Annotated in this window: 10 protein-coding genes; 3 read left to right on the forward strand and 7 right to left on the reverse strand. The window is 65.0% G+C overall.

Going from position 1 to position 13,808, the window contains the following annotated elements:
• Window positions 1-139: 139 nt before the first annotated feature.
• The 6 genes from IVA82_RS27230 to IVA82_RS27255 all read right to left on the reverse strand — a co-directional run bounded on the left by IVA82_RS27230 (window position 140) and on the right by IVA82_RS27255 (window position 7,467).
• Entirely contained in the window at window positions 140-2,296 is a 2,157-nt protein-coding gene (locus IVA82_RS27230; RefSeq protein WP_247493642.1) for a methyl-accepting chemotaxis protein, read from the reverse strand.
• A gap of 334 nt (window positions 2,297-2,630) precedes the next feature.
• Entirely contained in the window at window positions 2,631-4,001 is a 1,371-nt protein-coding gene (locus IVA82_RS27235) for a HAMP domain-containing methyl-accepting chemotaxis protein (protein WP_247493643.1), read from the reverse strand.
• 64 nt (window positions 4,002-4,065) lie between these two features.
• Window positions 4,066-4,317, reverse strand: a complete 252-nt coding sequence (locus IVA82_RS27240; protein WP_247389348.1) for a hypothetical protein — start codon at window positions 4,315-4,317, stop codon at window positions 4,066-4,068.
• 165 nt (window positions 4,318-4,482) lie between these two features.
• Complete coding sequence (locus IVA82_RS27245) at window positions 4,483-5,082, reverse strand: hypothetical protein (protein ID WP_247389349.1); 600 nt, start codon at window positions 5,080-5,082, stop codon at window positions 4,483-4,485.
• A gap of 113 nt (window positions 5,083-5,195) precedes the next feature.
• Window positions 5,196-6,182: an MDR family oxidoreductase gene (locus tag IVA82_RS27250; protein ID WP_247389350.1), complete on the reverse strand. Its 987-nt coding sequence runs from the start codon at window positions 6,180-6,182 to the stop codon at window positions 5,196-5,198.
• A 40-nt stretch (window positions 6,183-6,222) separates the two neighbouring features.
• Window positions 6,223-7,467: an MFS transporter gene (locus tag IVA82_RS27255; protein WP_247389351.1), complete on the reverse strand. Its 1,245-nt coding sequence runs from the start codon at window positions 7,465-7,467 to the stop codon at window positions 6,223-6,225.
• 340 nt (window positions 7,468-7,807) lie between these two features.
• On the opposite strand from IVA82_RS27255, the gene nadA reads away from it, so the two are divergent.
• From nadA to nadC, 3 genes are all read left to right on the forward strand, one after another.
• Window positions 7,808-8,911 carry a quinolinate synthase NadA gene (gene nadA, locus IVA82_RS27260; RefSeq protein WP_247389352.1) on the forward strand — a complete coding sequence of 368 codons (1,104 nt, stop codon included), beginning with the start codon at window positions 7,808-7,810 and terminating at the stop codon, window positions 8,909-8,911.
• Window positions 8,912-8,993: 82 nt separating this feature from the next.
• On the forward strand, window positions 8,994-10,601 hold the full coding sequence (locus IVA82_RS27265; RefSeq protein WP_247389353.1) for an L-aspartate oxidase: 1,608 nt from the start codon (window positions 8,994-8,996) through the stop codon (window positions 10,599-10,601).
• 11 nt (window positions 10,602-10,612) lie between these two features.
• The gene (gene nadC / locus IVA82_RS27270; protein WP_247389354.1) at window positions 10,613-11,491 is read left to right on the forward strand and encodes a carboxylating nicotinate-nucleotide diphosphorylase; all 879 of its coding nucleotides are present in this window, start codon (window positions 10,613-10,615) and stop codon (window positions 11,489-11,491) included.
• 117 nt (window positions 11,492-11,608) lie between these two features.
• Here nadC and IVA82_RS27275 read toward each other — a convergent pair whose 3' ends face one another.
• Complete coding sequence (locus tag IVA82_RS27275) at window positions 11,609-13,063, reverse strand: cell wall hydrolase (protein WP_247389355.1); 1,455 nt, start codon at window positions 13,061-13,063, stop codon at window positions 11,609-11,611.
• Between the last annotated feature and the right edge of the window lie 745 nt (window positions 13,064-13,808).

Genomic DNA, 13,808 nt, shown 5'->3' on the forward strand with positions numbered 1-13,808 from the left:
CTGCGGGGATCATGACTGCGCCGGTTTTCCGGAAGGTTAAGCAGGCGAGATCGTCGTCGTCGCGCAGCAATACACGCGCGCGCAAACGCTGCGCGTCCACGCGCAGCGGTTGTAGATCGACTTATCGGGACGTGCCGCCTCACGCCGCACGCACAGTGCTCAGGAACTTGCCGACTTCGAGCTTCAGGCGATTGCTGTCACTGGAGAGCGACTGCGCGGCCGCCAGAACCTGCGACGATGCCGATCCGGTCTCGCCGGCCCCGCGCTGCACGTCGGTGATGTTGGACGAGACGTCGTGGGTACCCTGCGCGGCCTGCTGGACGTTACGGGAAATTTCCTGCGTCGCCGCGCTCTGCTCCTCGACCGCGGCCGCAATGGTCGACGAGATCTCGGACAGCTTTTCGATGGTGCCGCTGATGGCGCTGATGGCGCTGACCGAATCCTGCGTCGCCGCCTGGATGCCGGAGATCTGCTGGCCGATCTCCCCGGTCGCCTTCGCGGTCTGCTCGGCGAGCGCCTTGACCTCGGAGGCGACCACGGCAAAGCCGCGGCCGGCCTCGCCGGCGCGCGCCGCCTCGATGGTGGCGTTGAGCGCCAGCAGATTGGTCTGGCCAGCGATGGTGTTGATCAGCTCGACCACGTCGCCGATCCGCGCTGCCGCCTTGGACAGTTCGCCGACACGGTCGGTCGTGGTGCGGGCCTGGCTGACCGCCTCGCTCGCCACCCGTGCCGATTCCTGCACCTGGCGGCTGATCTCGGTGATCGACGATGACAGCTCCTCGGTCGCGGACGCCACCGACTGAACGTTGGTGGACGCCTCCTCGGAGGCCGAGGCCACGACGGTGGCAAGCCGCTGCGCACGCTCTGCCGTCGAGGTCAGCGTCGATGCCGAAGCCTCCAGCTCTGTCGCGGCCGACGAGACGGTGTCGACGATCTCGCAAACGGCCGTCTCGAATCCATCCGCGAGCCTGTGCATCTCGTCCCGGCGTTGCGCGGCCGCGCGCTTCTCGGCAACAGCCTGCTCGCTACGCATGCGCTCGACCTCGAGACCGTTCTGCTTGAAGACTTCGACCGTCCGCGCCATCTCGCCGACCTCGTCAGCTCGGCTGGTTCCGGGTACCGTGGTGTCGAAGTCGCCGTCGGCGAGCCGGCCCATCGCACCCGAAATGGCAGAAAGCGGCTTGAGAATCCGCGCGAAGGTGATCCAGAAGCTGAGGCCGGCGAGCACCAGAGAGGCACAAAGCAACAGAACCGTAAGAATGAAATTGCGTGCGCTGGCTTCGGCCTGCACGACGGCTTCACGGTCGGCGACGGAGCCAATGGCCTCGCCGAGCTTCAGCACTGCGTTGATGCCGGCAGTGGCCCGCGCGAAGTATTCGGAGCCGGTGATCTTGTAGTCTCCGCTTTCGCCGGAGGCGAGCGTCATGGCGCGCGCCTCACCATAGGCACCAAAATAGATCTTCTCGACCTCGGTCATCGCATCCCCGACCTGCGCCGGCAGATCCAAGCGCAGCCGCACCGGCAATATCGTATGCCACGCGAGCTCCACTTTTCCCCGCAGCGCTGAAAGGCGTTCAAAGCCGTCCGTGCCGAGCTTGGCGTGCGCCCCAACGGCTCCAGCCAGCAAGGCGCGCTCTCTTCCGGCGTTCTCGGCCATCTGTGCTGCAAGATGTCGCAAGCCGATCAGTTGCGCCAGCCTTGCTCCAGGTGGACTGGTGAGGGTTTCGAGCGTCAGCCGCAAGCGGTTGCTCGCAACGTCGATCACGTCGGTAATAGCCGGAACGAAGCCGTCGATCACATCGGGGGCGCGTTCGGCGCGTAGATGCGAGAGGCTTCCATCGACCTTCTCGCGCAACAGGCGCAGTGAGTCGAGTTTACCTACGGCGTCCGCAATCTGCCTTTGTTCTCTCGTCATTTCGGGTATCGAGCGAATGTCGAGCACGGCTTCGCGAAAGGCGTCGTCCGCCGTAGCGCGCGCCTTCTCGATGTCGGCGCGGCGCTCGGAGCTCACGGCATCAGGAGACTTCAACGCCGCGTTGGTCATGCCGCGTTCGATCGCCCAATGTCCTGCGCTGCGTAACAGCAGTTGGGCAGCTCGATTGACCCGCAGGAATGCTTCGGATTCTTGCCTCTTGCTAATAGCCTCATAGGCTATGAATCCAGCCGATACCAACCCCAACAGCACCAGCGTTGCGATGATGGTCGGCAAGATCGTGCCGATCCGAACGTGTCCAAGCCGGCTCGAAGCGCCGGCGGCTTTGGTACGGGGTTGCTGATTCCCGGCGAAGCTCAACATGGTCCGTTTCCCCCATAGGAAACACGCAGCCAAGTCGTTGTCGGCTGCATGGACGTTGATCGCCCTTGCCGGAGAAGCTATCGGCCAGAGTCCCTTTTCTGATTAACGGGCGCCTTGGCACTACTACTGAGATTTTGAACCAAATAATTGAAACGCGAATGCTGATTTCGCGAAAAAGTTGCAAATTTCAGCTTGAGGTCGCCACAGTTCGCCTTTGCAGCCGCGGGCTCCCTGCAGTCTCGCGCACGGCGTTCGCAGGAAGAACAACACAGAAGGCGACTCGCCTGACGAGGCAGACGTCTCACGAACTGCGTCGAGATCTTTGCGTGAGCTCTTACGCCGCACGCACAGTGCTCAGGAACTTGCCGACTTCGAGCTTCAGGCGATTGCTGTCACTGGAGAGCGACTGCGCGGCCGCCAGAACCTGCGACGATGCCGATCCGGTCTCGCCGGCCCCGCGCTGCACGTCGGTGATGTTGGACGAGACGTCGTGGGTACCCTGCGCGGCCTGCTGGACGTTACGGGAAATTTCCTGCGTCGCCGCGCTCTGCTCCTCGACCGCGGCCGCAATGGTCGACGAGATCTCGGACAGCTTTTCGATGGTGCCGCTGATGGCGCTGATGGCGCTGACCGAATCCTGCGTCGCCGCCTGGATGCCGGAGATCTGCTGGCCGATCTCCCCGGTCGCCTTCGCGGTCTGCTCGGCGAGCGCCTTGACCTCGGAGGCGACCACGGCAAAGCCGCGGCCGGCCTCGCCGGCGCGCGCCGCCTCGATGGTGGCGTTGAGCGCCAGCAGATTGGTCTGGCCAGCGATGGTGTTGATCAGCTCGACCACGTCGCCGATCCGCGCTGCCGCCTTGGACAGTTCGCCGACACGGTCGGTCGTGGTGCGGGCCTGGCTGACCGCCTCGCTCGCCACCCGTGCCGATTCCTGCACCTGGCGGCTGATCTCGGTGATCGACGATGACAGCTCCTCGGTCGCGGACGCCACCGACTGAACGTTGGTGGACGCCTCCTCGGAGGCCGAGGCCACGACGGTGGCAAGCCGCTGCGCACGCTCTGCCGTCGAGGTCAGCGTCGTCGCGGACGCTTCGAGCTCGGTGGATGCCGAGCTCACGGTTTCGATCACCTCGCCGACGGCCGTCTCGAACTGATCTGCGAGGCGCAGCATGTCCTGGTGCCGCTGCGCCGCGCTGCGTTGCTCGCTCTCTTTCTGTTCGGCCTCCAAGCGGATCTTGGCTAAGCCGTTCTCCTTGAACACTTCGGCAGCCTTGGCCACATCGCCAACTTCGTCCTTGCGCTCGCCACCGCGAACTTCAACCGAATAATTGCCGGCGGCAAGCTCCTGGAGCAGACCGACGATGGCACGAATGGGCTTGGCGATGCCGTATTGGCCGATCACGAAGCCGACCACACCACCGATGACGACACCCATGGCCGCCAGAAGGATCAGGAGCCGCGATGTGGACTCATATTGCTCGCGTGCCTCGCGGGACTTCTCTTCGACCCGGGAATTGAGGCGATCGGCCACCGCGCGAATCTTGGCCTGCAGCGTCTCGGCGGCGCCCCTGCTTCTCATTGCGGCATCGCGCAGCTTGTCGGCACTGTCACTCAGCTTGGACGATTTCTCGCCGTCGATGATCGTCAAGGTCGTATCGAGCTGGCTCTTGTAGGTCGCGAATGCTTCGCGCACCGCGGGCAGCATCGCCTGGGCCTGCTCGTCGGGGGTCCCGGTCTAACCACACGGGGCGGTAGTATTGGCCCAGTTCCTATTCGGTGGAGTCGCGGGCCTTTTGACTTTCGCCGACGAGGCTGATGCGAAACACCGGCGCCTTGTTCTCGTCGAGCAGCTCCATGCTCCATTTGGCATTCGGCTTCAGATTGCGCGCGATGGTGCCGAGCAGGCTGGCACAGACCTCGGTCATCTCGGTCCATGCGGCTGCGCGATCCTCGAACTCGTAGGGCTGATCGGCGGCACCGGAATACGGACCGGTGCTGATACGGAAGAAGTACAGCGACATCGTCGAACCCTTTTATCGGGCCGCCCCCGGCCGTACGCAAACTGAGGCGCTACTCGCTACCAGCGCGTGAAAGCCGCCGTCCGTATGACTACGGCGCGGCGGCGTGATGGCTGCTGGAAATCGTCAACAGGTAGCTCGTGCAGTCGGCGACGCGCGGCCCAGAATTCAATCGGTCGAACGGCGCAGCTCGAGCGGGCCTTCGTTCCTGGCGGGCTCCGGCCTGGCTTCGGATTTGACCGGATCGAGCCGGGTGCTCTCGACGCGCGGCGTTTCGACTCGCGCAGCGACCTCGGTGTTCGAGCCGCCGACCGAACCGGTGTGCTCCGAGGTACGCAGCGACCGCGGCCGCGCAACGGCGCGGGCCATCAGCATCTGGTTGCCGCCCTGATGGTGGAAGTCGCAATAAGCGAAGCCCATGCCCGAGACCGAGCCGCGGAAGCTGCGATCGTCGGTCTTTTCCAGGTTGAAGCACGGCTCGAACGGAATGCCCTTGATCGAGGCACAGACGTTCTGGCCGCGAATCTGGAGTGTATTGCCGGGAAGGCGGAGGTGGCGCGTGGGACCTGAGCCCGAGAACTGCACAGCGCCGGCAGCGCCGAGATCATCGAGGATGCGGCCTGCGCCGCGGGTGCCATCGAAACAGGTGAAAGCAAACACCTTGCCGGCAACGAAGCGGCGCGCCTCATCGGCGTTCATGCCTCCGGCAATGGCCGGCGCAAACGTCACTGCCGCCGTGACAGCTCCCAACACAAAACGCGCAAGCATGCTCTTACTCCGACGAACCCATGCAGCGGGCGATGCCTGATCTCTTTACCCGCTGCTTACCATACTAACCATGGCGACATTGAAGCAGCTTGGTTGGTAAAGTCTGAACGCCGTTAGACAATTTTTACCACGATACGGCCGCGGACCTGTCCGGCCAGAATTTTCACGCCCCACTCCGAAACCTGATCGAGAGAAATTTCATGAGTGATTTCAGATAGTTTCGTCCGATCCAAATCGGACGCCAGGCGCTGCCAGGCGGCCTTCCTGGGATCGATCGGGCACATCACCGAATCGATGCCGAGAAGGCACACCCCGCGCAAAATAAACGGCGCGACCGAGGACGGCAGGTCCATGCCGCCGGCGAGACCGCAGGCGGCGATCGCGCCGCCATACTTCGTCATCGACAAGAGGTTGGCGAGCGTGGTCGACCCAACGCTGTCGACGCCACCGGCCCAGCGCTCCTTTGCGATCGGCTTGGCCGCCCCCGACAATTCGTTGCGATCGATCACCTCGGCTGCACCGATCCCCTTCAGGTAGTCCGTTTCCGACGCGCGGCCGGTCGAGGCGATAACGTGGTAGCCGAGCTTAGACAGCACGGCGGTCGCGACCGAGCCGACGCCTCCGGCTGCCCCCGTGACCACCACGGGGCCGCTCTTCGGCGACACGCCGTGCTTCTCCAAGGCCAGCACCGAAAGCATCGCGGTGAAGCCCGCGGTGCCGATCGCCATGGCATCGCGCGCCGACAGGCCCTGCGGCAATGCGACCAGCCAGTCGCCATTCACCCGCGCCTTCTCGGCATAGGCGCCGAGATGGGTCTCGCCCATGCCCCAGCCGGTGCAGACGACATTGTCGCCAGCCTTCCATTGCGGATTCGAGGACTGCTCGACAGTCCCGGCGAAATCGATGCCGGCAATCATCGGGAAGCGGCGCACCACCGGGGCCTTGCCGGTCAGCGCGAGGCCGTCCTTGTAGTTCAGCGTGGACCATTCCACGCGGACGGTGACGTCGCCGTCCATCAGTTCGGCTTCGTCGAACTGCGCCAGCTGCGCGGTGGTGCCCTTGTCCGCCTTGTCGATCCGGATCGCCTTGAATGTGGCCACGGCTGAACTCCCTGACTTGTTTCAGGGAATGTTTAGCCGATCAGGCAGGCTGCGCAACCGCTCGCTCGACCGGCTTCTCCACGATGGGCAGGTTGATCAGGGCCGACAGCACGCCGAACAGGATCGAGAGCCACCAGATCGGCGTGTAGGAACCGAAGCGCTCGAACACGATGCCGCCGAGCCAGACGCCGAGGAAACCGCCGACTTGGTGGCTGACGAAGGCGAAGCCGTAGAGCGTGGAGAGCCAGCGCGTGCCGAACATCAGCGCCACCAGCGCCGAGGTCGGCGGCACCGTCGACAGCCAGGTCAGGCCGGAGATCGCACCGAACGCGATCGCCGAGAACGGCGTGATCGGGAACGAGATGAAGGCGAGCGTCGCGAGCGCGCGGGCAAAATAGATCGTGGAGAGGATGAACCGCTTGGGCAAATAGTTCTGGAGATAGCCGACGCTCAGCGACCCCACGATGTTGAACAGGCCGATCGCCGCGATGACCCAGCCGCCGGTTTGCGCCGAGATGCCGCTGTCGACCAGGAAGGCCGGCAAGTGAACCGTGATGAAGGCGAGCTGGAAGCCGCAGGTGAAGAAGCCGAGCACGAGCAGCACGTAGGAGCGATGGCCGAAGGCTTCTGCAAGCGCCTTGGTGAACGATTGCTGGTCCGCGGGCGCCTTGCTCGCAGAGCTGTCCACCGGCGGCGTCGAGAGCGCCAGCGACAGCGGGATGATCAGGAGCATCAGGAAGCCGAAGACGGTCAGCGCCTGCTGCCAGCCGAAATTGTCGATCAGTGCTACACCAATGGGCGCGAACAGGAACTGGCCGAACGAGCCCGCCGCGGTGCCGGCGCCGAGCGCAAGGCCGCGCTTCTCGGCCGGCAACAGCTTGCTGAACGCCGACAGCACCAGATTGAAGGAGCAACCGGCCAGGCCAAAGCCGACCATCACGCCCGCGCCGATATTGAGCGACAGCGGCGTCGACGAATAGCGCATCAAGAGCAGCCCGCCGGCATAGAGCAGAGCGCCGACGCACATCACCCGGAACAGACCGAAGCGATCGGCAACCGCGCCGGCGATCGGCTGACCCAGTCCCCACAGCAGATTCTGGAAGGCGATTGCCAGGCCAAACACATCGCGGCCCCAGGCAAATTCATGGCTCATCGGCTGCACGAAGAAGCCGAGCGCCGAGCGCGGGCCGAAGCCGAGCATGCCGACGGCGCAGCCGCACAGGATGATGACGGCCGGCGTGCGCCAGGAAGAACGCGAACGGTGTTCGCCCACTTGGATCGACATGGAGCACCTCGTCTGTCGTTGGCGGGTTGCGACCAGGCAACCGCGAACTGAGGCGTTTAATGCAAATGCATGAAAGTCCCAAGTCAAAAATGGTTGCGTTCTACGAAGGGCTCGCCGGGGAGCATTGCGTTTCAACGGGGCCTCACCTGACGACGTCGGAGCTGCTTTGACGAGAATGTGTGCCACAGGACCTAGCGGCTCTCGCCCGGGCGTGTTATCTTAAATTTACTCAGACTGAGTATATCTGACTCCTTTGGAATCCCACCCGGCCTCGAGGCCGGATTTCTCAAGTCTTATATATGCTCAGATCGAGTATATATGACATTCACGGGAGGCTTCGATGCCGATAACTGGAATCTACGGCCCTGACGACTTTGCCAACAGGCCGAAGGGTCAGACCACCTTTCCTCGCGCCGCGCCGGCGAGGCGCGCGGCCGCCTTGCCGAAGCCGTCGCTGGAATGGACGCCTGAGGTCGAACAGGCCACCGCCTCGCTTTACGAGCGCGTGAAGCATGTGATCCCGCCGATCGAGTGGCCAACGATGGCACCGACAATCAAGGCAATCAACGACCTGAAGATCGCGCGCAACGCGGTGATCCTCGCGCACAACTATCAGGCGCCGGAGATCTTTCACGGCGTCGCCGACATCGGCGGCGACTCGCTGCAGCTCGCGGTCGAGGCCACCAAGGTGAAGGCTGACGTCATCGTGCAGTGCGGCGTGCACTTCATGGCGGAGACCTCGAAGCTGCTCAATCCGGACAAGACCGTGCTGATCCCGGACTCACGCGCCGGCTGCTCGCTTGCCGCCAGCATCACCGGCGCCGACGTGCGCCTGCTCCGCGAAAAATTTCCCGGTGCGCCGGTGGTCGCCTATGTCAACACCTCGGCCGAAGTGAAGGCCGAAGTCGACATCTGCTGCACCTCCTCGAATGCGGTGCAGGTGGTCGAGAGCCTGAACGCGCCGAGCGTGATCTTCCTGCCCGACCGCTATCTTGCGACCTACGTGGCCTCGAAGACCGACGTGAAGATCATCGCCTGGAAAGGCGCCTGCGAGGTTCATGAGCGCTTCACCGGCGACGAACTGCGCGGGCTTCGCGAGGCCGATCCGTCCGTGCAGATCATCGCTCATCCCGAATGCCCGCCGGACGTGCTGGCCGAAGCCGACTTCACCGGCTCGACGGCGCACATGATCAACTGGGTGCGCGCGCGGCGACCGCGGCGGCTCGTCATGATCACGGAATGCTCGATGGCCGACAATGTTCGCGCCGAGCTGCCCGACGTGGAGATGCTGCGCCCATGCAATCTCTGCCCGCACATGAAGCGCATCACGCTCGCCAACATCCTGGAGAGCCTGCTGACGCTTGGGGAGGAGGTAACGATCGATCCAGCCATCTCCGAACGCGCGAGCCGATCGGTCGAGCGGATGATCAATCTGAAGAATTGAAGGCAACACGCACGGTGTCGTCCCGGCCTAGTGCGCAATTGCGCACTAGGCCGGGACGACAGCGGAGCAATTGGAGAAAGCCATGACGGACAACATCCACAACCTCACCCGCTCCACCGACGACGTGGTCATCGTCGGCGGCGGGCTTGCCGGATTGTTCTGCGCGCTGAAACTTGCGCCGCGCCCGGTGACGCTGATTGCGGCGGCGCCGCTCGGACAGGGCGCCTCGTCCGCATGGGCGCAAGGCGGCATCGCCGCGGCAGTGGCCGAAGGCGACAGCCCGGAGCGACATGCCGCCGACACCGTCGCGGTCGGCGGCGGCATCGTCGACGACAGGGTCGCGCTCGGAATTGCGCGTGAGGCCGGCTCGCGGATTCACGACCTGCTCGCTTATGGCGTGCCGTTCGACCGCGATCTCGAAGGCCGGCTTGCCGTCGGGCGCGAAGCCGCCCATTCGGCGCGCCGCATCGTGCATGTGTGCGGCGACGGCGCGGGTGCCGCGATCATCGCCGCGCTGCGCGAAGCGGTGCGCCGCACGCTGTCGATCCGTGTCATCGAAGGCTTTGTCGCCGAAGCGCTCCTGACCGGGGACGGCGCCGTCACCGGTCTTCAGCTGCGCGAAGCCGGCAATTTCTCAGCAAGACCGACGATGATCGCCTCCCGCGCGGTGGTGCTCGCGACCGGTGGCATCGGCCATCTCTATGGCGTCACCACCAATCCGGTCGAAGCCAGCGGATCGGGACTTGCGATTGCGGCACGCGCCGGCGCTGACATCGCAGATCCCGAATTCGTGCAATTCCACCCGACCGCGATCATGGTCGGCCGTGACCCGGCGCCGCTTGCGACCGAAGCGCTGCGCGGCGAAGGCGCGGCGCTGATCAACGGCAATGGCGAGCGCTTCATGACGGCCCGCCACCCGCTCGCCGAGCTTGCCCCGCGCGACATCGTCGCCCGCGGCGTGTTCGCCGAGATCGCGGCCGGGCGCGGCGCGTTCCTTGATGCGCGGGAAGCACTGGGGACACGCTTCGCCGAAAAGTTTCCGACCGTGTATGCAAGCTGCACCGCCGCCGGCATCGATCCCGCCACGCAAGCCATCCCGATTGCGCCCGCCGCGCACTACCACATGGGCGGCATCGCGGTTGACGACCGCGGCCGCAGTTCGATCGACGGGCTCTGGGCCGGCGGCGAGGTGTCGTCCACCGGCGCGCACGGCGCCAACCGGCTCGCTTCCAATTCGCTGCTGGAGGCGGTGGTCTATGCTGCGCGCATCGCCGATGACATCGCCGGCCGCGCGATCCCATCGCCCGCCCGTCTCCCCGACGTGCTGGTGACGCCGCCTAGCGGAGCACCGGACGCGGCGAGCGTGAGGCGGCTGCGGACCATGATGAGTTCTCATGTCGGCGTGGTTCGCGACGGTGACGGGCTTGCGGATGCGGTGCGCAGCTTTGCCGCGCTCGAACAGGGTGCAACAAGCACTGCACTCCGCAACATGGCAACGTCAGCCCTGCTCGTTGCCGCCGCAGCCTGGGCGCGGCGCGAGAGCCGCGGCGCACATTTCCGCTCCGACCATCCGGCGAACGTGCCCGCGCTGGCGCAGCGAACCATGACCACGCTTATGGCAGCACGCGAAGTGGCGGAAAGTCTCGCCGATCGTGCACGGCCGCGCATCGCCCAACCCATGATCGCCTGACGGAGCCTCCGATGATCAGCCCAGTCTCACTGCTCTATCCCGATGCCTTCCTGTCCCCGCTCGCGATCGACGAGGCCGTGCATCGCGCGCTCGATGAGGATCTTGGCCGTGCCGGCGACATCACCTCGCTGGCGACGATCCCGGAAACGACGAAGGCACAGGCGATGCTGGTCGCGCGCCAGTCCGGCGTGATCGCCGGATTACCGCTGGCACTGGCGACGTTGCACAAGCTCTCGCCAGACATCGAGATAGGTGCGCATGTCCGCGACGCCACGCGCGTTGGCCGCGGGCAGCAGCTGCTGACGATCTCTGGGCCCGCGCGCGCCATTCTCACCGCGGAGCGCACCGCACTGAATTTCGTCGGCAGGCTGTCGGGTGTCGCCACGCTCACGGCGGACTTTGTCCGTCAGACCGAAGGCACCAAAATGCGCATCTGCTGCACGCGCAAGACGACACCGGGATTGCGCGCGCTGGAGAAATACGCGGTGCGCTGCGGCGGCGGCTTCAATCACCGCTTCGGCCTCGACGACGCGATCCTGATCAAGGACAATCACATCGCCGTCGCCGGCGGTATCCGCCCCGTGCTGGAGCGCGCCCACGCCCATGCCGGCCATCTCGTCAAGATCGAGATCGAGGTCGATACGCTCGCGCAATTGCGCGAGGTGCTCGACACCGGATTGGCCAACGCCGTGCTGCTCGACAACATGGACCTTGCGACGCTGCGGGAGGCGGTGCGGCTTGGCGAGGGCCGCGTCGCGCTGGAGGCGTCCGGCGGCGTCACGCTGGAGTCGATCGCGGCCATCGCGGCGACCGGCGTCGACTATGCTTCATCCGGCGCGCTGACGCATTCCGCGCCGAATTTCGACTGCGCGCTGGATATCGAGGCGTGAGGCGCGCTCCCTCTCCGTCATGGCCGGGCTTGTCCCGGCCATCCACGCCTCGCCACGCAGTGCGAAGAAACGTGGATGCCCGGGACAAGCCCGGGCATGACGACCTCGTGTAACCGGCTACCGCCGCTCTATCGCACCCATCTCGGCCGAGCTCCTGGCTTCCTGCGCGAGCTCCGCCGAGAGCGCTGCGGTCTGCGCTGGGGTGCCCCAGCTCGGCTCCTCGCTGCCGTCGCCCCAGTTGCGCGGCCGATAGAAGGTGTGGACGCCGAACTTGTACATCTTCTTCATCTCGGCGACCCAGGACGGACGCACCCAATAGGCGTGATAGTGCGTGGATTTGCCGACTTCGGGCAGCCAGATCTGGCCGTCCAACATCGCCTTCGAAATCTTCTTGGCACGCTCCCACATCTCGGGCTCGCGGATCACGTCGGGATTGTTGTCGCAGGCGAAGGTGAACTGGCAGGCAAAATGGCGATACTTGTTCTGATAGACCACGCCGCACACGGTGTCCGGATATTTGCCGGAGAACACACGGTTCATCACCACCTGGGCGACCGCCATCTGTCCGCGCACCGCTTCGCCGCGGGATTCGAAATAGACGGCCTCGGCGAGGCACTTCTCGGACTTCGCGCGAGACTTGTCGTCGAGCGCGAGCCGCTCCGCCGGTGACTTGGCGCGCTGGTTGTCGGCGTTGACCTCGCCCTTCGGCGCGACGCTTTCGCCGCTTTCGGCGTCCTTGGCAATGTCCTCCGACGGTGGCGACAGCGAGGCCGTCACCTTCATGTCGGGGTCGGGCATCACGATCAGCGGCTCGGCACCGGGTTGCCAGCTCTCGATGCTCTCGAGCGAGCCGCCGAGCGAGGAGCTGCCGAAGAACAGGTTCGACGTCTTCACGCTGAAGGGATCCCGCGGCGGCGCGGCCGGTGCGGTGGCCCGCTTCAGCGCCTCCCGTGGCTGAACCGCGAATGCGCGCGCGGTGTCGCTGGCCTCTGGCGCAACGGAATATTGCGGCAGTGGCGGCGCACGCAACGCTTCCTGCAGCTCGGGATCGAGCGCGGCTGCGGACTCCGGCGACATCGCCTGCGGCAATGCTGCAGTCTTGGCACCGAACACCGAGCTGTTGGAGGTCGCGGGATCCTGCTGCGCGGGCGTGGGCGGCGCGGCCGTCTCGGCAGGCCCGGGCGCCGATGTGGCCGTGGCAAGGCGGTCACCCTTCATCGAGCGATCGACCTTGGGAAAGTCGGAGGCCTCGTAGCGCGGCGGCGCCTGCAGCGCGGGATTGCGCGTGATGGAGCCGGTGACATCGCGGCTATCGAGGCTTGCGAGGCGAACCATCGGGCTCTGCGGAACCGAGGTCCCGATCGGGCGGGAAAAACTGTAGGTGGCGAGCTGAATCGAGGACGCCGCAGAAAACACCTGCTTCTGCCAACGCTCGGCGACGCCGGGCTGACGCGCCAGCAGCGAAGCAATGTCCTGATAGCCGGTCTCCCTCGGCATCAATGCGAAGATGCAGAGACCGATGCCGAAGGACGCGAACCGCGCGCCCTTCGGATGGTTACGCAACAAAAACATCGCTACGCTCACGCTACGCTTACGCTAGAGGATCGAGCCGCAGTACATCCGTGCAATTCGATCTTTATCGTAAGTATCTAATTTAGGTTGCCGGGGCGTTAATCGACGTTGCGCACGAAGCATACTCAAGCGATCACTGATGTTTTCACGGGGCGATTGCGTGCGTTGGTAAATTTCCGCCGACGCGAAACGGTAAACAAGCGGTCAACGCCAATGGTGAAGGAACTCTTGCGCGCACGTATCGTTACGGGACGCGCGGGTGTTCCATCGCCATATCAACAACAACTGTCATGCCCCGCAACCCGGCGACGCCGGGGTTTGCAGTCGTGGGGCGCCGAAGCTTTAGCGAAGGCGGCAGGCGGGGCATCCAGTACGCCGCGGATCCTCCGCTCAGTCCCGTCATTGCGAGCGCAGCGGTCGCGGTAGGGACGCTCATTGCTGAGCGCGCCCCCCGCACAGATCCGTACGTGCGGCTTTCCCGCATACGGCTCCCACCTCGGGTGAGTGACGGCGAAGCGTGCTCGCGGCCAAGGATGACGGATGTTGGGCCTGGGGAGGCAGTCACAGGCGAGGCGACTGATCGTCTCCCACCTCATGCCATCGGTCTGGCTGCGGCGCCGGAGCGTGCGTCTCCAGAGTTCGATGACGAAGAAGCGGAAGGCGCTGAGCGCCCGACTGTTGGTCGGCACCGCATGGTCGTTGAAGTAGCCGGTGACGACCTGCCGCAGCCATTTACCCTGTTCGA

Origin of the sequence: Bradyrhizobium sp. 142, assembly GCF_023074015.1 — a bacterium.
Taxonomy (GTDB): domain Bacteria; phylum Pseudomonadota; class Alphaproteobacteria; order Rhizobiales; family Xanthobacteraceae; genus Bradyrhizobium.

Bases quoted from the DNA above. Each gene is read 5' to 3' on its own strand.
- IVA82_RS27255 (WP_247389351.1), bottom strand. From the start codon at position 7,467: ATGTCGATCCAAGTGGGCGAACACCGTTCGCGTTCTTCCTGGCGCACG.
- IVA82_RS27230 (WP_247493642.1), bottom strand. From the start codon at position 2,296: ATGTTGAGCTTCGCCGGGAATCAGCAACCCCGTACCAAAGCCGCCGGC.
- IVA82_RS27245 (WP_247389349.1), bottom strand. From the start codon at position 5,082: ATGCTTGCGCGTTTTGTGTTGGGAGCTGTCACGGCGGCAGTGACGTTT.
- IVA82_RS27265 (WP_247389353.1), top strand. From the start codon at position 8,994: ATGACGGACAACATCCACAACCTCACCCGCTCCACCGACGACGTGGTC.
- IVA82_RS27240 (WP_247389348.1), bottom strand. From the start codon at position 4,317: ATGTCGCTGTACTTCTTCCGTATCAGCACCGGTCCGTATTCCGGTGCC.
- nadC (WP_247389354.1), top strand. From the start codon at position 10,613: ATGATCAGCCCAGTCTCACTGCTCTATCCCGATGCCTTCCTGTCCCCG.
- nadA (WP_247389352.1), top strand. From the start codon at position 7,808: ATGCCGATAACTGGAATCTACGGCCCTGACGACTTTGCCAACAGGCCG.
- IVA82_RS27235 (WP_247493643.1), bottom strand. From the start codon at position 4,001: ATGCTGCCCGCGGTGCGCGAAGCATTCGCGACCTACAAGAGCCAGCTC.
- IVA82_RS27275 (WP_247389355.1), bottom strand. From the start codon at position 13,063: ATGTTTTTGTTGCGTAACCATCCGAAGGGCGCGCGGTTCGCGTCCTTC.